Source organism: Tenacibaculum sp. TB-53, assembly GCF_059716285.2.
In genome coordinates this window covers 796290-821105 of record NZ_CM202790.1, presented here as the reverse complement: position 1 = coordinate 821105, position 24816 = coordinate 796290, and the positions used below count along the sequence as shown (strand labels likewise).

At 31.4% G+C, this 24816-nt stretch carries 23 protein-coding genes; 19 read left to right on the top strand and 4 right to left on the bottom strand.

Annotation, left to right across the window (positions count from 1 at the left end):
- The first annotated feature begins 41 nt into the window (after positions 1-41).
- The 3 genes from AC3VJB_RS03685 (at position 42) to AC3VJB_RS03675 (ending at position 5323) form a co-directional block, all read left to right on the top strand.
- The gene (locus AC3VJB_RS03685; protein WP_497666771.1) at positions 42-1814 is read left to right on the top strand and encodes an AMP-dependent synthetase/ligase; all 1773 of its coding nucleotides are present in this window, start codon (positions 42-44) and stop codon (positions 1812-1814) included.
- A 72-nt stretch (positions 1815-1886) separates the two neighbouring features.
- Entirely contained in the window at positions 1887-3659 is a 1773-nt protein-coding gene (locus AC3VJB_RS03680) for an AMP-dependent synthetase/ligase (RefSeq protein WP_047787841.1), read from the top strand.
- A gap of 41 nt (positions 3660-3700) precedes the next feature.
- Positions 3701-5323, top strand: coding sequence for an RluA family pseudouridine synthase (locus tag AC3VJB_RS03675; RefSeq protein WP_497666770.1), 1623 nt, complete (start codon positions 3701-3703; stop codon positions 5321-5323).
- Here AC3VJB_RS03675 and AC3VJB_RS03670 read toward each other — a convergent pair whose 3' ends face one another.
- Together AC3VJB_RS03670 and AC3VJB_RS03665 are read right to left on the bottom strand one after the other, a co-directional pair.
- The gene (locus tag AC3VJB_RS03670) at positions 5324-6619 is read right to left on the bottom strand and encodes an MFS transporter (RefSeq protein ID WP_159495138.1); all 1296 of its coding nucleotides are present in this window, start codon (positions 6617-6619) and stop codon (positions 5324-5326) included. It lies immediately after the preceding gene.
- 67 nt (positions 6620-6686) lie between these two features.
- Positions 6687-7496: a M48 family metallopeptidase gene (locus AC3VJB_RS03665; RefSeq protein WP_497666769.1), complete on the bottom strand. Its 810-nt coding sequence runs from the start codon at positions 7494-7496 to the stop codon at positions 6687-6689.
- Between the two features lie 132 nt (positions 7497-7628).
- Between AC3VJB_RS03665 and AC3VJB_RS03660 the strand changes: the two genes are divergently transcribed.
- The 10 genes from AC3VJB_RS03660 to AC3VJB_RS03615 all read left to right on the top strand — a co-directional run bounded on the left by AC3VJB_RS03660 (position 7629) and on the right by AC3VJB_RS03615 (position 16739).
- Complete coding sequence (locus AC3VJB_RS03660; RefSeq protein ID WP_167713899.1) at positions 7629-8501, top strand: alpha/beta hydrolase; 873 nt, start codon at positions 7629-7631, stop codon at positions 8499-8501.
- A complete protein-coding gene (gene msrB, locus AC3VJB_RS03655; protein ID WP_349264847.1) occupies positions 8498-8965 on the top strand; it encodes a peptide-methionine (R)-S-oxide reductase MsrB in 468 nt (155 codons plus the stop codon). The genes AC3VJB_RS03660 and msrB overlap by 4 nt, the downstream gene beginning before the upstream one ends.
- Before the next feature lie 145 nt (positions 8966-9110).
- Entirely contained in the window at positions 9111-9665 is a 555-nt protein-coding gene (locus AC3VJB_RS03650) for a DUF1572 family protein (RefSeq protein WP_497666768.1), read from the top strand.
- A 171-nt stretch (positions 9666-9836) separates the two neighbouring features.
- Positions 9837-11165 carry a signal recognition particle protein gene (gene ffh, locus AC3VJB_RS03645; RefSeq protein ID WP_073182820.1) on the top strand — a complete coding sequence of 443 codons (1329 nt, stop codon included), beginning with the start codon at positions 9837-9839 and terminating at the stop codon, positions 11163-11165.
- A gap of 424 nt (positions 11166-11589) precedes the next feature.
- Entirely contained in the window at positions 11590-12474 is an 885-nt protein-coding gene (gene folD / locus AC3VJB_RS03640; protein ID WP_437824533.1) for a bifunctional methylenetetrahydrofolate dehydrogenase/methenyltetrahydrofolate cyclohydrolase FolD, read from the top strand.
- Positions 12475-12699: 225 nt separating this feature from the next.
- On the top strand, positions 12700-13614 hold the full coding sequence (locus AC3VJB_RS03635; RefSeq protein ID WP_047790851.1) for a hypothetical protein: 915 nt from the start codon (positions 12700-12702) through the stop codon (positions 13612-13614).
- A complete protein-coding gene (locus tag AC3VJB_RS03630) occupies positions 13601-14206 on the top strand; it encodes a hypothetical protein (RefSeq protein WP_047790850.1) in 606 nt (201 codons plus the stop codon). The genes AC3VJB_RS03635 and AC3VJB_RS03630 overlap by 14 nt, the downstream gene beginning before the upstream one ends.
- Positions 14207-14285: 79 nt before the next feature.
- Positions 14286-14732: a hypothetical protein gene (locus AC3VJB_RS03625; RefSeq protein ID WP_497666767.1), complete on the top strand. Its 447-nt coding sequence runs from the start codon at positions 14286-14288 to the stop codon at positions 14730-14732.
- 178 nt (positions 14733-14910) lie between these two features.
- Positions 14911-16065 carry an AcrVA2 family anti-CRISPR protein gene (locus tag AC3VJB_RS03620; RefSeq protein ID WP_497666766.1) on the top strand — a complete coding sequence of 385 codons (1155 nt, stop codon included), beginning with the start codon at positions 14911-14913 and terminating at the stop codon, positions 16063-16065.
- 47 nt (positions 16066-16112) lie between these two features.
- On the top strand, positions 16113-16739 hold the full coding sequence (locus tag AC3VJB_RS03615; protein ID WP_497666765.1) for a hypothetical protein: 627 nt from the start codon (positions 16113-16115) through the stop codon (positions 16737-16739).
- Positions 16740-16774: 35 nt separating this feature from the next.
- On the opposite strand, the gene AC3VJB_RS03610 is transcribed toward AC3VJB_RS03615, so the two are convergent.
- Positions 16775-17398, bottom strand: coding sequence for a JAB domain-containing protein (locus AC3VJB_RS03610; protein WP_497666764.1), 624 nt, complete (start codon positions 17396-17398; stop codon positions 16775-16777).
- A gap of 420 nt (positions 17399-17818) precedes the next feature.
- The gene (gene pepE / locus AC3VJB_RS03605; RefSeq protein WP_047789567.1) at positions 17819-18526 is read right to left on the bottom strand and encodes a dipeptidase PepE; all 708 of its coding nucleotides are present in this window, start codon (positions 18524-18526) and stop codon (positions 17819-17821) included.
- Between the two features lie 145 nt (positions 18527-18671).
- Here pepE and AC3VJB_RS03600 point away from each other — a divergent pair, with 145 nt between their 5' ends.
- The 6 genes from AC3VJB_RS03600 (at position 18672) to AC3VJB_RS03575 (ending at position 24755) form a co-directional block, all read left to right on the top strand.
- Positions 18672-19448 carry a carboxypeptidase-like regulatory domain-containing protein gene (locus AC3VJB_RS03600; protein ID WP_239179557.1) on the top strand — a complete coding sequence of 259 codons (777 nt, stop codon included), beginning with the start codon at positions 18672-18674 and terminating at the stop codon, positions 19446-19448.
- Between the two features lie 4 nt (positions 19449-19452).
- A complete protein-coding gene (locus tag AC3VJB_RS03595; protein ID WP_167713910.1) occupies positions 19453-20265 on the top strand; it encodes a carboxypeptidase-like regulatory domain-containing protein in 813 nt (270 codons plus the stop codon).
- 4 nt (positions 20266-20269) lie between these two features.
- On the top strand, positions 20270-21046 hold the full coding sequence (locus AC3VJB_RS03590) for a carboxypeptidase-like regulatory domain-containing protein (protein ID WP_253680326.1): 777 nt from the start codon (positions 20270-20272) through the stop codon (positions 21044-21046).
- Between the two features lie 90 nt (positions 21047-21136).
- Positions 21137-21934: a carboxypeptidase-like regulatory domain-containing protein gene (locus AC3VJB_RS03585; protein WP_239179551.1), complete on the top strand. Its 798-nt coding sequence runs from the start codon at positions 21137-21139 to the stop codon at positions 21932-21934.
- A 29-nt stretch (positions 21935-21963) separates the two neighbouring features.
- Positions 21964-22455 (top strand): DUF6702 family protein, encoded by a 492-nt coding sequence (locus tag AC3VJB_RS03580; protein ID WP_497666763.1) that lies wholly within the window; start codon positions 21964-21966, stop codon positions 22453-22455.
- A 71-nt stretch (positions 22456-22526) separates the two neighbouring features.
- Entirely contained in the window at positions 22527-24755 is a 2229-nt protein-coding gene (locus AC3VJB_RS03575; protein ID WP_253056726.1) for a M1 family metallopeptidase, read from the top strand.
- The last annotated feature ends 61 nt before the right edge of the window (positions 24756-24816 follow it).

The following is a 24816-nucleotide window of genomic DNA, read 5'->3' as shown; positions in this document are numbered from 1 at the left end:
CTTTTATTTTCATAGATTTATGCATCACCAAAATCATTTACATGCATATATCTTCAAAAGTTACACGTCTTTTTGATTTACCTTATCACCAACTAGAAAACTACCCACAACAACATTGCTTAGTTTCTAAAGAGAATAATGAATGGAAAAGTATTTCTACTAAAAAATATATTGAAGATGCTAACATCATAAGTAAAGCTTTATTAAATCTTGGAGTGAAACCAGGAGATAAAATTGCTGTAATTACTTCTGTAAATCAACCAAAATGGCATTTGTTAGATATTGGAGTTATGCAAATTGGTGCAGTAAATGTTCCTTTATACCCTACTTTTTCAGAAAAAGATTATGCATATATCTTAAACCATTCCGATAGTGCGTATTGTTTTGTTTCTGATGATGAACTCTATCAAAAAGTAATCAAAATTCAAGAACAAACACAGCTCAAAAAAGTATTCACTTTTGAAGAATTAGATGTAGATTATGGGTGGAGTTCTTTCTTAAGTCTTGGTAACGAAACAGCTCTTCAAACAAAAGTAAACGAATTAAAAGAGTCTATAAATCCATCTGATTTAGCTACTATTATCTATACTTCAGGCACTACTGGAACTCCAAAAGGGGTTATGCTCTCACATAATAACATTGTTAGCAACGTTTTTGCTGTTGGAAAAAGACTTAATCTACAAGACAATCAAAAAAAAGTGATAAGTTACCTTCCCATTTGTCACATTTTTGAGCGTGCAGCCTCTTATTACTGTCAATATATGGGCTTTGAAATTCATTTTGCTGAGAGTATTGATAAAGTTGGAGATAATTTACGGGAAATTCAACCTCATTTTATGGCTGTAGTACCTCGTTTATTAGAAAAAGTTTTTGATAAAATTGTAGATAAAGGCAGTAACTTATCTGGTCTAAAAAAGCGATTGTTCTTTTGGGCATTACAATTAGGTGAACAATATCAACCCTATAAAGCAAACGGTTGGTGGTACGAATTCAAGCTTTCTATAGCACGAAAACTTATTTTTTCTAAATGGAAAGAAGCTTTAGGAGGAGATTTAGAATTTATGCTAGCAGGTAGCGCTCCAACTCAAGCTAGGCTTGTAAGAATCTTTACTGCGGCAGGCATTCCTGTTTTTGAAGGCTACGGACTTACCGAAACCTCTCCTGCAATTTCTGTTACCGATATGCGAAACAACGGGTTTAAAATAGGAACTGTTGGGAAGGTAATTGAAAATGTAACTGTAAAAATAGCTGAGGATAGGGAAATCTTAGTGAAAGGACCTAATGTAATGATCGGCTACTATAAAGATATAGAAAAAACTAACGAATCTATTATAAATGGTTATTTCCATACAGGAGACATTGGAGAACTAGATAATGAAGGATTTTTAAAAATTACAGATCGAAAAAAAGAAATCTTCAAAACTTCAGGTGGTAAATACATCGCTCCTGCTATCTTAGAAAGTGAGTTGAAGAAGTCACGTTTTATAGAGCAAGTTATGGTAATTGGTGAAGGTGAAAAAATGCCGGCTGCATTAATTCAAATTGCTACTGAATTTGTTCAAGAATGGTCAAAAAGACACCACCATACAATTTCAGATATTACTACAGATGAGAAACTACTCAAACGAATTCAAAAAGAGATTGATATTTGCAATGAAAAATTTGGGAAGTGGGAACAAATAAAACGCTTTGAAATTACTCCTGATGAATGGTCTATCAATTCGGGTCATTTAACTCCGACATTAAAAATGAGACGAAAAATAATCTTAGAAAAATACAATAGTTTGTGTCAAAAAATATATAATCCTCAATAAATCAACCAGTAAACTACAACTTGTGCAATCGGGGTATTTTTCATACTTTGCAGAGCCCAAAAATTTGAACATATGTCGATTGAAATTACACGTCTTTTTGATTTTCCTTATTATCAACAAGAAAACTATAATTTAGATAACACATTTACCACAAAATACAACGGTAAATGGCAATCTATTTCAACCAATGAATATATTAAACAAGCCAATGCTATAAGTAGAGGTTTGTTACGATTAGGAGTACAACCTAATGATAAAATTGCTGTAATTTCAACAAATAATAGAACTGAATGGAATGTTTGTGATATTGGAATATTACAAACAGGAGCTCAAAACGTTCCTATCTATCCAACTATCTCTAAAGAAGACTACGAATATATTTTAAATCACTCAGAAGCTACTTATTGCTTCGTTTCTGATGAAACTATTCTAGAAAAACTAAACCAAATAAAAGCAAATACTCAACTTAAAGAAATATTTACTTTTGACGATATAACTGACGAAAAAAGCTGGAAAGAGGTTTTAAAATTAGGAGAAGACGAAAGTAATCAAAATGAAGTTGAAGAACGTAAAAATGTTATTACAACTAACGATTTAGCAACCCTAATTTATACTTCTGGTACTACTGGACGCCCTAAAGGCGTTATGCTTAGTCATAAGAACATTGTATCAAATGTTTTAAGTAGTGAGAAAAGAGTACCATTAGTATATGGACAAGGTCGTGCATTGAGTTTCTTACCTGTGTGCCATATTTTTGAACGTATGCTTCTATACCTATATCAATACTGTGGTATCTCTATTTATTTTGCTGAAGCTATTGATAAATTGAGTGAAAATGCTCAAGAGGTTAAACCGCATGTAATGACCGCGGTTCCTAGATTGTATGAAAAAATTTATGATAAAATTTATGCCAAAGGAGCCGACTTAACAGGAATTAAAAAGAAATTGTTCTTTTGGGCTATTGAGTTAGGTTTACAATACGAACCTTATGGAGCTAACGGATGGTGGTATGAAAAAAAACTAAATATTGCTAGAAAACTTATTTTCTCTAAATGGCAAGCTGCTTTAGGTGGAGAATTAAAAATAATGGTTTCGGGTTCTGCCGCGTTACAACCACGTTTAACTAGAGTATTTACAGCTGCTGGAATGCCGGTAATGGAAGGTTATGGTCTTACCGAAACTTCACCTGTAATTGCTGTAAACGATATGCGTAATGGAGGTTTTAAATTAGGAACTGTAGGTCGATTAATTGATGGTGTTGAGGTTAAAATAGCCGATAATGGAGAAATTTTAGTAAAAGGACCAAATGTAATGCAAGGATATTATAAAGATCCTGAAAAAACTGCTGAAGCTTTACAAAACGGATACTTCCATACAGGTGATAAAGGTGAATTATGTGAAGATGGTTTCTTAAAAATAACTGGACGTACCAAAGAAATGTTTAAAACCTCAGGTGGTAAATACATTATTCCACCATTACTAGAAGGTCAATTAAAACAATCTCGCTTTATTGAGCAAGTAATGGTTATTGGTGAAGGTGAAAAAATGGCTGCTGCTTTTATTCAACCAAATTTTGAATTTGTTCGTGAATGGGCAATTAGGCACAATATAACTGTTGGAGATAATAAAGACTTGGTAAATAACCCTAAAGTAATAGAGCGTATTCAAGAAGAAGTAGATTACGCCAATACTAAGTTTGGTAAATGGGAAACTATTAAAAAGTTTGAGTTAACCGAAGAAGAATGGTCTATTGACGGAGGACAGCTTACTCCTACCATGAAAATGAAACGAAACATTATCAAAGAAATGTATAAAGACTTATACGATAAAATTTATAGAGATTAATCGTTTAAAGTGTTGTGAAAGCAACACTTTTTCTTTTTATTATGACCAAAATTATTTCTTTTTCTTCGGATGTTTCTATTATTGAAATACCTAAAAAATTCGATTATCCTTATAATTATTCACCTCATACTCTAGCAAAAATAGCTGCTAAAGAACTACAAGAATATTTAACAAATCAAACTGATTTTTCGCACAACTTTGGAATTAAAAACCCTAAGGATACTAACTCACTAGGAAAAATGTTTGGAGTCTTAGTTGTGCAAGATCAAAATGGAACCTTAGGTTATTTAGCTGCATTTTCTGGTAAACTAGCTGAAAGCACACAACACAAACATTTTGTGCCCCCTGTATTTGATGTTTTAAATAAAAACGAATTCTATCTTACAACAGAAGAACGACTTAATGAGTTAACCCATAAAATAGCAAGTCTAGAAAGTTCCTCTGGTTTTATTGATGCAAAAAAAGCATATCAAAAAACACAACAACTGCACAAAAAGCTTTTAGCTGATGAGCAATCAAAAATTAAACAACGAAGAAAACTTAGAAAAAAACTAGGGCAACAAAACAATCAGTTAAATATAAATGAAGAGTTTTACTTGCGTGAATATGAAGTGTATTTAAACGATAAAATAGCGGCATCAAAAAAAACGTATCAAGAAAAGCAACATCAAGCTCAGGAGTTAAAACAACAGCGCACAAACCTTTCAGCTTGGACACAACAAGAAATATTTAAAAAGTATGCGTTTCTTAACTATCAAGGAGAAACTAAAAACTTATTAGATATTTTTACAGACTCCACTCAAAACATTCCTGCTGGTGCTGGTGATTGTTGCGCTCCTAAATTACTTCAATATGCATACAATCATCAATTAAAACCTATTTGTATGGCTGAATTTTGGTGGGGAAAACCTTTAAAAACTTCCATAAGAAAACATCAATATTTTTATCCTGCGTGTACTGGTAAATGCAAGCCTATTCTAACGCATATGTTACGAGGAATGACTGTAGAAGAAAATCCGTTAGTTGCTCTATTAAAGGAAGAAAAAGAAATTACAATTATTCATGAGGATTCTGATTTGTTAGTCATCAACAAACCACATGAGTTATTATCGGTAGCTGGAAAAGAAATAAAAGACTCTGTGTTCAGTCGTATTCAAAAATTATATCCAAAAGCAACAGGTCCGTTAGTAGTACATCGGTTAGACATGTCAACTTCTGGAATTCTCTTAGTTGCTAAAAATGAAGAAACTTATAAAGCTTTACAAGCACAATTTGTTCATAAAACTATACAAAAACGCTATGTGGCTTTATTAGATGGTATTTTAAAAGAAGATAAAGGAAAAATTGAGTTACCCATTAGAGTAGATTTAAACGATCGCCCTAAACAACTTGTGTGTTACCAACACGGAAAAGAAGCATTGACTACTTGGGAAAAAGTTGAAGTTCTAAACAACAAAACAAAAGTATACTTTTATCCTATAACTGGACGCACGCATCAATTACGTGTGCATGCTGCACATAATTTGGGACTAAACACTCCTATTGTAGGTGATGATTTATACGGAAACAAAGCAGATAGATTGTATTTACATGCCGAAAAAATCACATTTGTACACCCTACTTCAAAAAAACAAGTCAGTTTTACCTCTCCAGTTCCTTTTTAGTTATTCTACGTATTTTGTCTTTTTTAGTGTGCTTAAAATGATAAATGAGGCCAAAAAGAAAATAGCTAAACACAACACACTCCATTGCATAGAACCTGTAATCCAATTTAGTGTTCCATATACAGCAGTTCCTAAAACAATGGCTATTTTTTCAGTAACATCATAAAAACTAAAATACGTAGCATGATCTTCTGTTTCTGGCAATAATTTTGAATACGTAGAACGTGTTAAGGTTTGAATAGCCCCTTGTACCAATCCCAGTAAACCACCTAGTCCATAAAAGTAAATAGCTACATTTTCTTGAGATTTATCTAACATGAAAGCACAAAAACAAACTAACATCCATACTACAATAGTTACTTTTAAAGCTGTTATATTCCCCCATTTTTCTGAAAACCTTGAAAATAAAATCGCTCCTAAAATTGCTACTATTTGTACTAATAAAATGGTAATTATTAAACTTGTAGACGACAAGCCTAATTCTGAAGAACCAAAAATAGCAGCCATTAAAATAATAGTTTGTACACTAATACTTAACAAAAAGAAAGAAATTAAAAAACGTTTTAACGTTGGATAGTTTAATACTTCTTTTATCACTATTTGTAACTCTTTGTACCCTTTCCATATATAATCTTTTTCAGGCTTTTTATTATACACATTACCAGGTAATCGTTTAAAGGTTATTTGAGCAAAGCCTAACCACCATAAACCTACCATGACAAAAGAAATTCTAGATGCCATTCCTGCACTAATTCCTAGAGTTTCTGGGAACATAATCATCGCCAAATTGATGAGTAATAAAATTACAGAACCTACATAACCATATACAAAACCTTTGGCACTGGCTCTATCTTGTTGTTCAGGATGGGCTACTTCGGGTAAATAAGCATTATAAAACACCAAACTTGCCCAAAAGCCAATACTTGCTAAAACAGTAAATAAAATACCTATCCATACAGTATCAATTCCATCAAAAAAGTACAAACTCATTACCGATAATGCTCCTAGAGTACAGAAAAACTTCATAAACTTTTTCTTACTTCCTGTATAATCTGCAATACCCGATAATATTGGAGAAATAAAAGCCACTACTAAAAACGAAAAAGACAATGCATAACTATATAAACTATCTGGATGCTCCCAGTCCATTCCTAAAAAGCTTACAATTTTACCTTCTGTTACTCCGCTGTAATACAACGGAAAAACAGCTGTGCTAATTACCAATGAATATACTGAGTTGGCCCAATCGTAAAATGCCCATCCGTTAATTAGCTTCTTATCTCCTATTTTATACATATAAATTCTAATAAAAAAACCGCTCATATAACATGAACGGTTTGCAATATACTATAATTTATCAATCTTATTTACTCGCAGACACGTTGTATTTTGCTGCTAACTTTTTAGCCTCTGGTAAAAAATTCCGTAACGTCTGAATACGAGTTTGATTAGATGGGTGTGTACTCATAAACTCTGGAGGAGCTCCTCCGCCTGAGCGTTCACTCATTCGTACCCATACTTCAGCAGCTTCTTCTCCTTCATATCCTGCCATAATCATAAAAACTAACCCTAACTTATCTGCTTCGGTTTCATGTTCCCTACTAAATGGTAACATTACTCCTACTTGAGTTCCTAAACCATACGCCATATTCCACATTTCAGCATTTTTGCTATTTTGAGTACCTAAGGCTAGAGCAACTCCTCCTAATTGTTGTAATTGACCTGTAGACATACGTTCTTGTCCGTGTTTTGCAAATGCATGAGCAACCTCGTGCCCCATCACAGCAGCAACCCCATCTTCATTAGCACAAATAGGCATAATTCCTGTATAAAACACCACTTTTCCACCAGGTAAACACCAAGCGTTAACTGTTTTATCTTCTACTAAATTAAACTCCCATTCATAAGCATTTGCTTCGGCAGTCATTCCATTAGCACGCATAAAACGATCTACTGCTGCTGAAATATTTTTTCCTACTCGTTTTATTTGATTTGTTTTAGCAGTATTTGTAGATAATTTATTTTCTTCTAAAAACCCTTTGTATTGTGCAAAACTTGCAGGTAAGATTTGAGCATCGTTTACAAAGTTTAATCTTTTTCTTCCCGTAATTGGCACAGTACTACACGCTACTAAAAAAGCAGCTAAAAATGTTAGGGCTATAATTTTTTTCATTGTTTAATAGTTTAAAATTCTATGTTCTTGGTTGTATCTTTTATGACACGAAATTAACTTATTTGTCACAAACTTGATAATATATTATGTCTTTAAAGCTACAAATTCTATCTTTATCTTAAAAACTAATTCATGAATTTTACGCATTCAAAAACAGCTTTACCAAGTATTAAAATACCTAAACCTGTCATACTTTCAGCTAAGACTTTACAGTTTATATCTACTAACAAAGCAGCTAAATTTGGTACAAGGCTTTTTACAACTCCTGTTAACTTTCCTATTCCTAAGAGAGAAAAAGTAATGTTAGAGAGTGCTCAAAAGAAAACAATAAATGTGCCATCCATCTCAAAAGACATTCAAGTACTATCATATGGTTACTCAACTAAAAAAGTATTATGGGTACATGGTTGGGCAGGAAGAAGCACCCAATTATATATGATTGCTGACAAACTCTTGGAAAAAGGCTATATGGTTATTTCTTTTGACGGACCTGCGCATGGAAAGTCTACAGGAAAAACTACCGAAATGCCAGAGTTCTTAGAAACCATTACTGAACTCAACAAACAATTTGGACCTTTTGATGCTGCTATAGGGCACTCGTTTGGCGGTGTATGCTTGTATAACGCTCTTTCAGAAAATTTTGCTGTAAACAAATTGGTTACTGTTGGTGCTGCTGATAAAATATCAGATGTTATTTTAAACTTTACTAAAAACTTACAAGTAAAACCAGTTATAGCTCATAAAATGAAACGCTTATTTGATAAAAAATGGCAACGAGATATTGATATACACTCCTCTAGCGTAAAAGCTAAAGATGTAAAAATACCTACTTTAGTTGTTCATGATTCATTTGATGGCGATGTTGATGTAAGTTGTGCAATAGCAATACGTCAAAACTTACAGAATGGAAAACTTTTAATTACGGAAGGCTTAGGACACACCAGAATTCTTCGTAACTCAAAAGTTGCTTCCAAAATTGTTGATTTTATAAGTAAAGAACCATGAGAAAATTAGTTGTTTTATTCCTTTTAGCAATAACAGTTAGTACTACTGTAAATGCCCAAAACAAGAAAAAGTACGCGGTAAACAAAACCAACAGTGAGTGGAAAAAGTTATTAACTCCAAAACAGTACTATGTACTTAGAGAAGCGGGTACAGAACGTCCAAACTCTAGTCCTTTAAACTTTAACAAGAAAGAAGGAACCTATGTATGTGCTGCCTGTAAAACCCCATTATATAAATCTGAAAACAAATACGATTCAGGTAGTGGATGGCCTTCTTTTGATAGAGCCATTAAAGGAAATGTAGAACTAGATACAGATTATAAACTAGGATATGCTCGAACAGAATTAAAGTGTAATACTTGTGGCGGACATTTAGGACACTCTTTTAATGATGGTCCTAAAAAAACTACTGGTAAACGTCACTGCATTAATGGAGTTGCTTTAGAGTTCATCCCTAATAAATAAGTAAATTAAGGCTGGTTTTAACCAGTCTTTTTTATTAGCACCATCAAAGAATTTAATACCAAAGGCTTGCCTCAAAAACCATGAACTTTTTTCCTGTAAATGCCTCGTGAGCTTGCCCCGAGGTACTATACTAAAACATTACGCCATGCAAAACTCTTATTTAGAAAGTGTAAAAAAACAAATAACCTATTATAAAAATTTAGGCGATAAAACTTTTAATCAACTTACCCAAGAAGCGCTATTTTACCAATACAATCAAGAAAGCAACTCTATTGCGGTAATTGCAAAGCATATTGCTGGTAATATGTTATCTCGTTGGACTAACTTTTTTACTAAAGATGGAGAAAAATCGTGGAGAAATAGAGATGATGAGTTTATAAATACTTTTACAACCAAAGAAGAAATGATTGCCTATTGGGAAAAAGGTTGGGATTGTTTTTTAAACACTATTAACTCTTTAGAAGAAACTGATTTAGAAAAAATCATCTACATAAGAAACCAAGGGCATACAGTAACCGAAACAATAAACCGTCAAATTTGCCATTATCCGTATCACATTGGGCAAATTGTATTTTTAGGCAAAATGCTACAAAACGAAAAATGGGTATCGCTATCCATTCCTAAAAATGCTTCTAAAAACTTCAATCAACAAAAATTTAGTCAAGAGAAAAGTCGCAAACATTTTACGGATGATTTATAGTATTTACTCCTCTTGTTACCAATACAAGAACTAAAAAAAGTGACTACTACTCTTACTAATTATTAAAAATCGGACACTTTTATACAATAATGCAGAAAAAATCTACTAACAAATTGCTAAAAACTAACAACTAATAACTAAATTTGTGCCTCTAAAAAATGAAGCCGATACATGTTTAATAATTTAAGCGAAAAGTTAGATAAGGCGTTACATACGCTGAAAGGACACGGAAAAATTACCGAAGTTAACGTTGCAGAAACTTTAAAAGAAGTTCGTAGAGCTTTATTAGATGCCGATGTTAACTTTAAAATAGCAAAGAATTTTACCAAAACAGTAAAAGAAAAAGCCTTAGGTCAAGACGTATTAACAACGTTAAACCCTGGGCAATTAATGGTAAAATTGGTTAAAGATGAATTAACCGAATTAATGGGCGGTGATACCGTTGGTATTAACTTAGGTGGTTCACCTACTGTAATTTTAATGTCTGGTTTACAAGGTTCGGGTAAAACAACCTTTTCTGGTAAGCTAGCTAACTATCTTAAAACTAAGAAAACTAAACAAGTTTTATTAGTAGGATGTGACGTATATCGTCCTGCCGCAATTAACCAGTTACGTGTTGTTGGAGAGCAGATAGGTGTTGAAGTATACGCTGAGGAAGGAAATCAAAATCCTGTAGAAATTTCTCAAAATGCTATTAAGCATGCAAAAGCAAACGGTAAAAACGTGGTAATTATTGATACCGCGGGTCGTTTAGCTGTTGATGAGGAAATGATGACTGAAATTTCTAACATCCACAAAGCTGTAAGCCCACAAGAAACCTTATTTGTGGTAGACTCTATGACAGGGCAAGATGCTGTAAATACTGCCAAAGCCTTTAACGATGTATTAAATTTTGACGGAGTTGTTTTAACTAAGTTAGATGGTGATACTCGTGGTGGAGCTGCTTTATCTATTAAATCGGTAGTAGACAAGCCTATTAAATTTATAGGTACGGGTGAAAAAATGGATGCAATTGATGTATTCCACCCTAGTCGTATGGCTGATCGTATTTTAGGAATGGGAGACGTTGTTTCGTTAGTAGAGCGTGCCCAAGAACAATACGATGAAGAAGAAGCTAGAAAATTACAAAAGAAGATTGCTAAAAATCAGTTTGGTTTTGATGATTTCTTAAATCAAATCAATCAGATCAAAAAGATGGGTAGCATGAAAGACTTAGTAGGTATGATTCCTGGTGCTGGTAAGGCCTTAAAAGATGTTGATATTGACGACGATGCTTTTAAAGGAATTGAAGCTATTATACACTCTATGACTCCTGAAGAAAGAAGTACTCCTTCTGTTATAAATGCGAGTCGTAAAAAACGAATTGCCAAAGGTTCCGGAACTTCGGTACAAGAAGTTAACCAGTTGATGAAGCAATTCGACCAAATGAGCAAAATGATGAAGATGATGCAAGGTGGTGGCGGAAGAAAAATGATGCAAATGATGAAAGGCATGAGATAATGTAAAAAAGATAGGCTTCTGCCTGTCTTTTTTTATTTAGTTTACAGTACCAAAGTAAACAGTATTCAATAAGCTGTATTTATGAGTTTTAAAACTATTAAGTTCTTTCTATGCCATGTCGAGTGATTTTTCTGACTAAAAAGAAGATAAATTGTATCGAGACATTTGGAACTAGTTCTCGATACATCTCCCTCCGGTCGATACTCGAACTGACATATAGTATTTGAACTTAATTTATGATTAAAAAATAATACTTCTACTGAAGTAACTTTTAAAATATTACTATTAAAAACAAAAGCAAAGAAGTTGGGAAACTAATCAATTATATGATTAAAAATCCTGATAAATTTGGAATATAACAACACAACAATTACAACACAACAACTGTATACTGAAGACAGTATACTGAAAACTTAACAAGACTATGATTTTACTAGACGGTAAAAAGACATCAGCAGACATTAAAGAAGAAATTGCTTTAGAAGTAGCAGCATTAAAAGCTAACGATAAAAAAACACCGCATTTAGCAGCGGTTATCGTAGGTAATGACGGAGCTAGTTTAACCTATGTAAACGCAAAAGTAAAGGCATGCGAACGTGTAGGTTTTGAATCTACTTTACTTCGTCTTCCTGAAGAAACTACTGAAGAAGAACTATTAAACGAAATTGCTATTTTAAATATAGATAATGATATTGATGGTTTTATAGTACAATTACCCCTACCCGATCATATTGACGAACAAAAGGTATTAATGGCTATTAACCCTGATAAAGATGTAGACGGTTTCCATCCTATGAATGTAGGAAAAATGGCTTTAAACTTACCAACCTACATTTCTGCCACTCCTTTCGGAATTTTAGAATTGTTAGACCGTTATAATATTGAAACCTCGGGTAAAGATGTAGTAGTTATTGGTCGTAGTCATATTGTAGGAAGCCCAATGAGTATTTTACTATCTCAAAAAAGAAAAGTAGGAAATGCAACGGTCACTTTAACACATAGTAGAACAAAAAACTTAAAAGAGGTTACTAAAAGAGCAGATATTATTATAGCTGCTATTGGTATTCCTGAATTTTTAAAAGGTGATATGGTAAAAGACGATGTAGTAATTATTGATGTAGGAATTACTCGTGTTGCTGATCCTTCTAAGAAAAGAGGATTTAGATTAGTAGGTGATGTTGCTTTTAACGAAGTAGCAGAAAAAGCATCGCACATTACACCAGTACCTGGTGGTGTAGGTCCTATGACGATTGCTATGCTCTTAAAAAATACTTTATTAGCTTGTGAGCGTAGACAAGAAGAGTGTTAATACACACAGCTTAGTATAATAATATAAAAGACTGCCTAAGGGCAGTCTTTTTTTATAGAAAACAGTTTATACATTTCTCTTACTCTGCTATTAATTACCTTTTTATTATATTAGCTAGCACTAATTAAAAAATTGCAATAATTACGTTTACACTTCCTTTTTAGGATATATAAAGACACTAAAAGTGTTTATAAAAAGTTACCTTTAATATGAAAACAAGAAAAAATGAATGTAATTCAAAACTTTAAGCAAGATATAAAATCAAGTTTATTTTTTAGTTCTTCAGGAAGTGAATTGAAAAGTCAATTATTATTATTACAGAACAGACTAGACAGTTATGTGAGTTCTTATTTTGATGACAAAACTAACCCAATAAGCAAGGAAAAGTTAAGAGAGCTTAAAAAGCGTGTTAAAGAAAAAATAGATACTTTAAATACCCAACTTGAAAAAGCAAGAGGAGCTGCAAAAAAAGATTTAATAGCTAGAATTAAAGAGTTGAAAGAGGCTTTAAAAGAAATTAAAGTTATTCAAAATTCGGAAACCGAATACAATTTTAAGATTAGTAATAAACCAAAGTTTACTTATGAAAACACTTCAAATAAAGGAACTGTGTTTTATAATGGAACATTAGGTAGTTTGTTAAATGAATTAAAACACGCTTTTCAATTTGAAACAGGTAAAATAGACTTTATTAAAGTAAATGGAGTTCCTGAAAATCTTCCTGGTGTTTTATACGATTTAGGCGATGAATTAGAGACTTACAAAAGACAATATGCATATGATGGTATATTAAAACTTCGAATTGTTATGACTGAGACAGAAATGTTAAACCAAATTAAAACAGGTAAAATAAAAAAAGGATTAGGTTTAGGTGGGCTAGAAATAAAACAAATGAAAAAAATTACAGCGAGTGTAATTGTTAAAATTGAAGATACTCTTGGTAGTGGTTCTTTATACAATACAATATCAAAAAAGAGTTTAGATATTCACTCAACGCTTGGAGAGATTAAAAAGGGTAACAAACATCGAAGTAACTTTATTCAAGGGTTAGGTATAGATAAACAAGATAAAAGAAAACCATATATAGATTTTATAAAAGTATTTATTGAAACTAATCCATTTATTTATGTTAAGTACTAAAACTTTTATCAGCATATTTTTTCTTTCTTATTTTTGTTTTATACCGCAACCTTTTCCTGAAGGCACTACTTATATTACACCTTCATTTAAATCAATTCCTAAACATTCAGTTGATATTCAAAAAAACAATATCATCATAACCATATTTTCAAAAGATATGTTCTATCGTGGAAATGAAATAAAATTTAAAAGTGAAATAAAAGGAGATACAATTTACATTCTCAATAAAATTAAGAATAGTAAGAAAAACGATGGAATTAAAATTAATAATGAAAAACTTATATCTTTTTTTACAAACACTCGTTTTTTTATAAAGTCAAAAAACACTTTAATTCATACTGAAAGTAATAGACCTTATTTTAATAAAAAGTTAGTAGATAGCACCTTAAGTAACCAAACAGTATATAGCATAAATGGTAAAATACTAATGTCTACTAAAGATTCTTCTGTATTAAATCCAATATTAAATGAAAAGAAGTTTAAAATAAAAACCTTGGAGGTAATAAAGCCTGAAAACGCTATAAAAACTTACGGACTATTTGGCTTTAAAGGTATTATAAAAATAAAGGGAAAGTTTAAAAAATGTAAATAAAACACTGAAAGTGCTTATGTAAACAAGTTGCTTTAATTTAAATAAAAACTATGGAGTTAACTTAAACTTATATTTATAAATGAGTAATAAAATAAAATTTTACATATTAAGTTCAGTTCTAAACTTTCTGTTAATATTCTTTGCAGTTGTTGTTTCTGGTTTAATTACCGAAGAATATTTAGTTTCTGGTATGTTTGTTACTCAAAAAAATGGAGGTGCAGACTTTTTGTTCTTAAGAAGAATATATATGTTTTCAGCTTTTTTGTTTCCTTTTTTTATTTATGTAATTAAGAATTACAAACACCACGGTCTTGTTATTTTTATAATCAGTTTAATAGTAGTTTTTTCTAGACAATTATTTTATTATTATCAACTACCCAACGAGTACTACTCTATATCAAGAAGTTTTAAAGAAACTATTTTACTTATATTTTTTACATCTGTAATCGTGCATTTTTCACAAATGATAATTGGAAAAAAACTACTACCAACATTATATAAAACTTATAAAGGCAGATTCTCTTAATCGGAAACCACATCTTTTTATTAGCCTAAGAACTTAGACAAAAAAGCGTAATAAAACAATTTCATATATAATTGAAAAGACTATTTTAGCTAGCATTATAAAAAGACTGAAAGTATTTTATGTAAACAAGTTGTCGTGCATTTAAGACGAACATCGTGACAAGCAATGAAATTTATAAATGACAGAATCGGAATTACTTTATTATTATCCTTATTTTATTGACAAAAGAAATAATTATAGACATTTTGTCAACGATAATGATGGTTTTTTAAGACAGTTCATTCCAAACTACGATAGTACGGAAACAAACCGGCACGAATTTATAGAAAAACATACAGATTTAACGAAGTTAGAAATAGCTAAAATCGATTATAAGTATGGTGAATTTACTAAATGGTTAGATTGGTACAAAAACGGTAAACATATTTTCTCTTTCTCGAAAGAATTACTTGAGATGCTGAAAAAAACTGATGTTAGTGAAATAACAGCAGATAAGTTTCATCCACCCTACGATAGATTTTATCTTTCCTTAAAACCATTGAATTTAAAAATTTCAAATGATAGTAAAGAAATTATAGAAGGGGTTTACATTGACCATCAAATATGGGATATAAATGGAGAAACCTATAGTGGTTATTGTGAATTGAGTTTGGATTTTACTGGAGAATTTGAGAAAATATATTTAGAATATATACATAAAGTTAACAGCCAACTTCCATATAATATAGATGGTATTGAGAAATATGATATTTCACCATTAGGTAATTTTTGGAATGTTTGGCTTTGGTTTGACCCTAAACAAAACAAGCTAACTGTCAAAAATTCTGTAGATGATTATCTTGAAGAACTAAGAAAAGAAATTTTCCCACTTGAAAACTCTAACAGAGAAGTTACAGATGCAGAATTAGATTTTTACAATTCCACTAAACAATTATTTGAGAATACAATCAATCTCATAATAAACTGTATACTATATCTATCTCAACCAACTGAAAAAATTGATATTAAAAATAGTTTTCCAAAAGGTTTACCTCACAATTTTGACCGTAAAAGAAGTTTAGCCAAAACAAAACGTGAAAATTCTAAACTTGATCAAAAAATTGAGAATTTAGGGTTTTCAAAAATTTCTTTTATAGGACAATCTTTTAAACGTCAAAATAAAGAATTGTTTAGTAATTATACGATTGAACCACATTGGAGACGAGGACATTGGAGGAATCAAAAATATGGTCGTGGACTAAATGAAAAAAAGTTAATTTGGATACTACCAACAATAGTAAACAACCAGAAAGAAGAGCCTATAAAAGGCCAAGTTTATAAAGTTAATGAATAAAAAAGTGCTACTACTAATAGCAAATAACCTTCGACAGCGACTAAAAAATGACAGAAACAATCCAAACTCTTCTACATTTAGGAACACAAATTAAGTTCATTACAACAATGAACTATGCTTATAGGGATAATGAAGAATATTTGAATAAAATAAAACTATCAGGTCATTATAAAAATCTTGCTTTTTCAAGAGCTGTATCTGGAAATTTACAGAATTATGCAATTATTATTATTTGTTCTTTTTTAGATGAATTAAATGGAGAATTTACACCTAAAAAACATGCTCAATACTCTAATCGAATAATTAAAGTTAGAAAAGCAATTAAACCGATAAAAAAAAGAATAAGTAAATGGGAAAATTTAAGAAACTATAGAGATTATGTATTAGCACACAACTTAAGAGAGAAAAACATCCCTATCTTTTCTAAAAATCGAGAAAAAAAAGAATATAAAGTGCCTTTTTCAAACTCTGAGCATTATTTATTGAGCGAATTAATAATACTGATTATCCAAATCATAACTGAAGAATTTTATGATGTTGTCTCCGAAATAAACCTTAATGAAAGCCTATTGGACAAAATTGAATTCACAGAAAATGAAGTTGACGTACAAAAAGAATATGATTTAATTCGAATGGAATGTTTTGAAATAATAAAATCTGAAAATTGTAAGTAAACTACCTACCAAAAATCACCTATTCTTGCATGATTTTACTTTCTCCTAACACGCAACTTCTCCACCTCTTCAATGGTAAGACCTGTGTTTTGAGCAATTAATTCATTATCAAGACCACTTCTTTTAAAAGCTTTGGCAATTTCAATTGCTTTATTCTTTTCAGCTATTTCTGAAGCCTCTTTTTTAAGACGCTGTTCCAGTACATATTTAGGAACATATTTGGTACTTTTTGCTAACTCTTGTAAAAGACCAACATCAGCAAAACTCAAATAACTTTTATCAGAAATAATTAAATGATCTATAACATGTGTATTTACTATAATACCTACTTGTATCAACCTATCTGTTAGGTTTTTGTCATTTTCTGACGGAGTTAACTCTCCGCTTGGGTGATTATGACATAATATTATTTTTACAGCTCTTTTTTGCAATGCAAGACTAAAAACTTCCATAGGTTCTACCAAAGTAGCATTAATAGTGCCTAAGCTTATTAACTCAATAAAAAGAATACGGTTGTTGTTAGCTAAACCAATTACCCAAAAGTGTTCACGGTTTTGGTCTATCTTACTTTCACGAAGTAATATTTTTTGCATTATTCCGTAGATATCATCGGAATTTAAGATTTTTATCTTCTCTTGTTCTGTCAATTTTATGTCCATATCGTAAAAATAGGATTTTTTCAAAGATAGCCTATATAGTTTTCATAGAAAGTAGTTTTTTTAGCATACGTTGTTCTTTCATTTTTTATAGCTTAAAACAACATTTGTTACCTATTAAACCTGAATTATAAGGAGACCATGGCGAAGTAATCTGTTTATTTAAATTTCAATTTATAAAGTACTATTAAGCTTGATATGTATAATGGAAATGTCTTTTCGTACCTAATACGAAAGACATTTAGTGCTTAGTAGAAGTGACATTTGGTGCCTAATGGAAAAGTCTTGATAATAAATAAGCCCAACAAGTTCGTTTCTTAACTTATCAGGCTTTAAATGGTTGCTTTCTTATAGTATGCCACAGTAACAATAAAAATAGCTTATAAAAAATCTTTTTAACTATAAAGTATTTCTTTTAAGAGGTTAAAAATACTGGCTAACCTCTGTATTTGTGGCTAACTCCTCAGCTTCCTTTCCTTGTTTAAATAAACGTGCGGTGTAAGTTCCTCTTAATATAATTGAATCTCCGTTAACCTCTAGCCAGCTACCTTCACGTAACCCTAGCACTGGTGTTTCATTAAATACATGATATTCTTTAATGCGTGTTTCACGCGTTTCACCCATGTGCGTAGAATCTGGATTTGGGTCTAAATAATGTGCGTTGATATTAAACGGAATAAACCCTAAGGTTTTAAAACTTGGTGGATACACAATAGGCATATCGTTCGTATTCATCATCGTTACCCCACAAATATTACTTCCTGCACTGGTACCTAAATACGGAGTTCCGTTTTCAACCGCTGTAGTTAAATCAGAAAGTATATCGTTTTTATATAGTTGATTTACCAATTCAAACGTATTACCTCCTCCTGTAAAAATAGCCTCCGCTTGCTGAACAGCTTCTTTCGGATTATCAAACTCATGGATACCCACAACTTTTTTATCAATAGTAGCAAAAGCCTTACGAGCTACAGAGGTATATTCATCGTAGGTTTTTCCGCTTGCACGTGCATACGGTATAAATAATATGGTAGAGGCTTCTTTAAAAAAGTTAGTTAAGGTTGGTAAAATATATGCTAGGTATCCACTACCATGAACGGTAGATGTGCTAGCTATAAGTAGTTTTTTCATTTGTTTACTATCTATTTAAGTTTAATTAGTATGAGTTTTAACTCCTCAAAATCAATCTTTAATTATGCTTTATATACTTCAAATTAACAAAAATTTACCATGTCCTTAAAACATTTTTAAGACAAGTAGGTAGTTTATTTGTGATATGAGAAAATTGTTACTTGTTCTTTTTACCATAACTACCTGTGCTATAACTGCTCAAAACACTCCTAAAATTATTACGGGTACTGTGTTTATAGATAGTATTGCTACCCAAGATGTACATATTATTAATAAAAAACTAACGCTTGGTGCTGTTTCTAATGAAAACGGGCGTTTTGAAATTTTAGCTTCTGAAAACAACGTTTTACTTATTTCTCATCTTAACTTAGAGTATAAAGAGGTTACCCTTACCAAAGAGCATATTAAAGCTAAAAACATTGTAATTTTTGTTGATAGTAAAACGCACATGTTAGATGAGGTTGTGCTTGAAAAGCAAAGAAGTATTTTAGAAATTGATCCCGACATTCTTAACAACGCCCCTGTTGTAAATGCTAAAACCTTAAAACTACCTTATGCCAATGTTATACAACCAAAAGATGAAAAAACAGTAAAGGTAGAATCGGGCTTAGCTATTAGTGTAACGGGGCTTATAAATGCACTTAACGGAACAAACAAACGAAAAAAACAATTAAAAAAGATTACTGTTGAAGATAGAAATATTGAAAAAATTAGAAAACACTTTACAGATGGCTTTTTTATACGTCAACTAAAAATAAAGAAAGAAAACATCAATCAATTTTTACAAGCCTGTATTTCTAAAGGAATTATAAACCTATATAATAAAGACAAAGTATTAGAACTTACGGCTGTTTTAATTGAAAATAGTAAATCTTCCCCTTACCTACTAGAAAATGAAAATATAAGAGTTACCAAAAAATAATTGCATGATTAAACAACTACCCATCACACTTTTACTACTAATTACTTTAGGAGCTACAGCTCAACAAAAACGAAAATTCGTTTACGGAACTTTAAATGATGAACTTGGTGCTATACCCAACGCTCATATTATCAACCTAAATACCCAACAAGGTACATTTAGTACCGACTTTGGTAAATTTAGAATTTTAGCAAAACCTAACGATACTTTACAAATATCTTTTGTAGGATACGAAACCCAAAAAATTAAGCTTACCCATATTCATTTTGGAATACAAGAAAATAAGATTACCCTAGTTAAAGTTCCTTTTGAATTGGATGAAGTGGAAGTAAAAAAACACAACTTAATAGGTTCACTTGCTATAGATACTAAACAAACACCTAAAGATATTGGTATGGAAAAAGCTAAAAAGGCTATTGATTTTTCTATGATTAATTTTCAAGACCCTATTATTATGCCTATTGATGAGATTGATAAAATGGGGGTTCCTAATATGAGAAAAGTAACTGACCCTACTGCTAAATTTGCTGGTGTTGGAGGCGCAATTAGTTTAGGGAAAGATAATTATTCTGAACAACTAAAAAGAACCCGAAAAACAATACAGTTTAAAGAGAATTTTCCTAAAATGCTCCTCTCAGCATTTGGAGAGTCCTTCTTTTTTAAAGAGCTTAACATACCTAAAGACAAGTATCTTCATTTTTTAGAGTATTGCAATCCACTAGGTATAGAAAAACTATATAAAGAACAACAGCTTTTAAAAGTCATTGCTATCTTGCAACAAGAAAGTAAGAGTTATTTAAAAGCAATTAATAACTAAACACATGAAAAATATACTCCCTTCAATTATTTGTCTGTTTTTTATAATAAAAGCTACAGCACAAGAAAGTAGAAAATTCTTTTACGCTATAATACAAGATGAAGTAAGTGCTGTTCCTAACGCACATGTAATAAACCTTAACACTAAACAGGGAACTTTTACTAATAATAATGGTGAGTTTAGGATTTTAGCCAAAATAAATGATACTTTACAAGTTTCGTTTGTGGGCTATGAAACTAAAAACTTTGTAGTAGATGTCAATCACTTCGGAATGCAAGAAAATTACATTCAATTAAAAAAAGTACCTATTGAACTGGATGAAGTAGCGATAGAAAAACATAATTTACTCGGGCATATTTCCTCAGACACAAAACATATAAAATCTGAAAAAGAAATTAATGCCGAAACATTAAACCTGCCCTTTGCCGGTTCTAGAATACTTACTCCTGCTGAAAGGAGGTTACACACTGCTACTTCAAGTTATGGAGGTATAGCAATTGACCCTTTACTAAATTGGATTTCTGGTAGAATAAAAAAACTAAAAAAGTTTAAAGCTATAGAAGACAGAGAAAAAAGAATAGAAAATATACGTAACAACTACCATATAGTTATTGAGCATGAAATAAAAATACTAAAAGAGGATATTGACAGGTTTATTTATTTTGCTGAATCTGCCGATGACTTCAATACTCTTTATTTAAATAATGAAGTAGCAATGATTACATTTTTACAAAAGAAATCAAACGAATTTAAAAAACTTAACCCTAAAAAATACAATTAAAACCTCTTCCCTATTTCGTTGTTATTGGTTACGCTTTCTTAAAATATTTCGTACCTTTAGGTGTATACTAATCTAACCTAATAAAGTACCATGAAGAAAGTTCTAATAGCCTTGTTGTTTTTATCACAATTCGTATTCTCTCAAGAAGAACGAAAAACACTTTTTGGAATTGTTTATGATGAAAATGGTGTGCTAGAAAATGCTCATATTGTTAACTTTTCAACAAACCAAGCCACGTTTTCTAACGAGAATGGAGAATACAGACTTTTTGCTAGACCTACAGATTCTATTAGATATAGTAGTATAGGTTATAAAACCATTTATGAAAAACTAACCAAAGCCGACTTTAATACCTACAGAAAAAGAACTACTCTTGAAAAACAAGATTATGAACTAGATGAAGTTTTACTAAGAAACAACGAATTATCAGGTGAACTTGCCAAAGACCTTAGAAAGGTAAAGCGTGATAAAAACTTAGAAATAGCAAGTAAAGCTACCGACTTTTCAAATGTTAATTACAGTAATTACCATTCAGACGATTATATAAGTAAACACGTAAAACCTAATGTGGTAAATATTGACCCTACAAAAGCTTTTGAAGGAATGGGTACTACCAACACGTTTCCTGTAAAAAACTCAGAAAAACTAATAAAACTTCGTAAAGAATTAGCTTTTAAAGAAAATATGCCTGCTAAATTACTTAATGAATTAGGAGAAGACTTCTTTTTTGTTGAACTTAAAATTCCGGTTGATAAATATTATCACTTTTTAGAATATTGTAATCCGTTAGGAATAGAAAAACTATATCAAAACCGTGAAGTGTTAAAAGTTATTAAAATATTTAGAAAAGAACATACAGGATACCTCAAACTTATTGGAAAAGATTAATTTGGCGCAATAATTGACCTTTATTAACCATGAAAAAACTTTTTGTTCTCTTATTAGTCCTTCCCTTACTATCATTCACTCTGCATAAATACTATGTTGCGTTAACTGAAATTGAATACAGAGAAGATACTCAAAGCGTACAAATGATTATGAATGTTTTTATGGATGATATTGAGCTCGCCATAAATAAAGATTACAGCACCAACCTACAAATTGCCACTAAAAACGAATTACCATCTATTAATGAATACTATTACAAATACTTAAAAACTCATTTTAAAGTTATTATTAACAATGAAGAAAAAAACTACAAGTTTATAGGTAAGGAATACGATGGTAATATTGTTTACTTTTATTTAGAAATAGAAAATGTTTCATTACCAAAATCAATAAAAATAGAAAACAATATTTTAATAGATCACTTCCCTGATCAACAAAACCTTATTAAAGCAACTGTTAAAAAGGAGCGCAAAAGTTTGTTTTTATCGAGCAATAATGATAAAGGTTTGTTAAATTTTTAATAAAGCTTCTTTTTTAGTAATAAGATTTCATTAACTTTCCGCTTATTTATTCAAAAACTAACAAGCATATAATGAGAAAATATTCTACGCTATTATTTTCAGCGCTCTTTGTATCAGCTTCTTTATTTGCCCAAGAAGCACCTAAAAAAGAACGTCAACAAGGTCATACCGACCAAAACAAATTTCGACAATTAAAAGATGTATTAGCTACTCCTAACGATCAACGTACAGCATCAGGAGCCCCTGGTCATGCATACACACAACAAAAAGTTGATTATGTAATGAACTTACGCTTAGATGAAGCTACAGATAGATTGTACGGAGATGAAGATATTACTTACCACAACAACTCTAAAGATCATTTAGAGTATTTATGGTTACAGTTAGATCAAAATATGCGAGCTCCAGATTCTAAATCTCCCTTGGCAGAATCTAATGCAGCAAGAAGTTTTCAAACTCCTGATAAATTTGTGAGTGACAATATGGATAAACCAAAAGCATTTGGTTTTAATATTGAAGCCGTAAAATATGCTGATGGTAGAGATTTATCTCATACTATTAACCGCACGATGATGCGTATTAACTTACCTAAGCCATTGGCTCCTGGTGAGATTTTTAAATTCAAAATTAAGTGGAACTACTTAATTAACAACTCTGTTGAAGACGGTGGTCGTTCTGGTTTTGAATCTTTTCCTGACGGAAATAAAAACTATACTATTGCTCAATTTTTCCCAAGATTATGTGTGTACAACAATGTTGAAGGATGGCAAAACATGCAATTTTGGGGGCGTAGTGAATGGGCTTTAGAATTTGGTGATTACGATGTGAAAATTACTGTTCCTGCCGATCATATTTTAGAGGCTACTGGTGAACTACAAAACGAAAAAGAGGTATTAAGTAGAGAACAACGTAAACGTCTTGAAAAAGCTAGGAAGTCTTTTAAAGACCCAGTGTTTATTGTTACTCAAAAAGAAGCTGAAGAAAACGAAAAGCAAGGAACTACTAAAACTAAAACTTGGCACTTTAAGGCAAATAAAGTACGTGATTTTGCTTTTGCTTCATCAAGAAAATATATTTGGGATGCTATGGCTGTAGATATTAATGGTAAAACCGTTATGGCATTATCTTTATACCCAAAAGAAGGAAACCCGCTATGGGAAGAGCACTCTACTCGTGTTGTTGCTAATACATTAGAAGAGTATTCTAAAATGACTTTTGACTATCCATATTCTAAAGCAGTATCAGTACACGCTAAGCGTCAAGGAATGGAGTATCCTATGATTTGTTTTAACTACGGACGCCCAAATCCTGATGGAACCTATTCTGATAGAGTTAAAAACGGAATGATTGGAGTAATTACTCATGAAGTTGGTCATAACTTCTTCCCTATGATTGTAAACTCTGACGAGCGTCAGTGGACTTGGATGGATGAAGGCTTAAATTCATTTGTTGAAATTTTAGCTGAATTAGACTACGATCCAAACTTTAACACTGGTAACTTACCTAAAGATATTGTTCGTTACATGAGTTTAGATCAAGATAGGTTAAGCCCTATCATGTCTCAAGGTGATTATGTACATAATTTCGGGCCTAATGCTTATACAAAACCAGCTGCTGGTTTATACATGTTGCGTCAAACAATTATGGGACCTGAGTTATTTGACTATGCTTTTAGAACATACTCTAAAAGATGGATGTTTAAGCACCCTACCCCTGCCGATTTCTTTAGAACAATGGAAGATGCTTCTGGTATGGACTTAGACTGGTTTTGGAGAGGTTGGTTCTACACCACTGATTATACTGATATTGGAATTAAAGAGGTTAAGCCTTTATATTTAACCAATAAGCCAAATGAAGAAAGTAAGAAGTTACAACAGCAATATCCTTCGTACTTTGCTCAATTAGGTAAGTTAGTTTACTTAACTACTAAAAAAGAAGATGCTGATAAATCTGAAATAGAAGCATATATTAATAGCTTACCATCAGACAAGAAAGCTAATTTAAAAAATATACCTAATTATATTTATCAAGTTGAGTTTGAAAAACCAGGTGGTTTAGTAATGCCTATTATTGTTGAATTAACGTATGCAGATGGTTCTAAAAAACGCCAAACTTTCCCTGCTCAAATTTGGAAAAAAAATGAGCATAAAGTAAAAAGAGTATTTACATCTACTCAAGAAATTAAAAGTATTGTTGTAGACCCTGATTTAGAAACTGCCGATATTGATACTTCAAATAACAGTTGGCCTAAACAAACAACAAATAAGTTTGATGCTTTTAAAAAGAAAGCTAAAAACTAATATAGTTTTATTTAAACCTAACAAAAAAGCAGCCTATGGGCTGCTTTTTTGTTGCTGTTAT

Excerpts from the sequence above, each read along its gene's own strand:
- folD (WP_437824533.1), top strand. The coding sequence starts at position 11,590 with ATGATTTTACTAGACGGTAAAAAGACATCAGCAGACATTAAAGAAGAA.
- ffh (WP_073182820.1), top strand. The coding sequence starts at position 9,837 with ATGTTTAATAATTTAAGCGAAAAGTTAGATAAGGCGTTACATACGCTG.
- AC3VJB_RS03580 (WP_497666763.1), top strand. The coding sequence starts at position 21,964 with ATGAAAAAACTTTTTGTTCTCTTATTAGTCCTTCCCTTACTATCATTC.
- AC3VJB_RS03600 (WP_239179557.1), top strand. The coding sequence starts at position 18,672 with ATGAGAAAATTGTTACTTGTTCTTTTTACCATAACTACCTGTGCTATA.
- AC3VJB_RS03575 (WP_253056726.1), top strand. The coding sequence starts at position 22,527 with ATGAGAAAATATTCTACGCTATTATTTTCAGCGCTCTTTGTATCAGCT.
- AC3VJB_RS03590 (WP_253680326.1), top strand. The coding sequence starts at position 20,270 with ATGAAAAATATACTCCCTTCAATTATTTGTCTGTTTTTTATAATAAAA.
- AC3VJB_RS03620 (WP_497666766.1), top strand. The coding sequence starts at position 14,911 with ATGACAGAATCGGAATTACTTTATTATTATCCTTATTTTATTGACAAA.
- AC3VJB_RS03630 (WP_047790850.1), top strand. The coding sequence starts at position 13,601 with ATGTTAAGTACTAAAACTTTTATCAGCATATTTTTTCTTTCTTATTTT.
- AC3VJB_RS03615 (WP_497666765.1), top strand. The coding sequence starts at position 16,113 with ATGACAGAAACAATCCAAACTCTTCTACATTTAGGAACACAAATTAAG.
- AC3VJB_RS03680 (WP_047787841.1), top strand. The coding sequence starts at position 1,887 with ATGTCGATTGAAATTACACGTCTTTTTGATTTTCCTTATTATCAACAA.
- AC3VJB_RS03595 (WP_167713910.1), top strand. The coding sequence starts at position 19,453 with ATGATTAAACAACTACCCATCACACTTTTACTACTAATTACTTTAGGA.
- AC3VJB_RS03660 (WP_167713899.1), top strand. The coding sequence starts at position 7,629 with ATGAATTTTACGCATTCAAAAACAGCTTTACCAAGTATTAAAATACCT.
- AC3VJB_RS03670 (WP_159495138.1), bottom strand. The coding sequence starts at position 6,619 with ATGTATAAAATAGGAGATAAGAAGCTAATTAACGGATGGGCATTTTAC.
- AC3VJB_RS03635 (WP_047790851.1), top strand. The coding sequence starts at position 12,700 with ATGAATGTAATTCAAAACTTTAAGCAAGATATAAAATCAAGTTTATTT.
- pepE (WP_047789567.1), bottom strand. The coding sequence starts at position 18,526 with ATGAAAAAACTACTTATAGCTAGCACATCTACCGTTCATGGTAGTGGA.
- AC3VJB_RS03675 (WP_497666770.1), top strand. The coding sequence starts at position 3,701 with ATGACCAAAATTATTTCTTTTTCTTCGGATGTTTCTATTATTGAAATA.
- AC3VJB_RS03610 (WP_497666764.1), bottom strand. The coding sequence starts at position 17,398 with ATGGACATAAAATTGACAGAACAAGAGAAGATAAAAATCTTAAATTCC.
- AC3VJB_RS03685 (WP_497666771.1), top strand. The coding sequence starts at position 42 with ATGCATATATCTTCAAAAGTTACACGTCTTTTTGATTTACCTTATCAC.
- AC3VJB_RS03650 (WP_497666768.1), top strand. The coding sequence starts at position 9,111 with ATGCAAAACTCTTATTTAGAAAGTGTAAAAAAACAAATAACCTATTAT.
- AC3VJB_RS03665 (WP_497666769.1), bottom strand. The coding sequence starts at position 7,496 with ATGAAAAAAATTATAGCCCTAACATTTTTAGCTGCTTTTTTAGTAGCG.
- AC3VJB_RS03625 (WP_497666767.1), top strand. The coding sequence starts at position 14,286 with ATGAGTAATAAAATAAAATTTTACATATTAAGTTCAGTTCTAAACTTT.
- AC3VJB_RS03585 (WP_239179551.1), top strand. The coding sequence starts at position 21,137 with ATGAAGAAAGTTCTAATAGCCTTGTTGTTTTTATCACAATTCGTATTC.
- msrB (WP_349264847.1), top strand. The coding sequence starts at position 8,498 with ATGAGAAAATTAGTTGTTTTATTCCTTTTAGCAATAACAGTTAGTACT.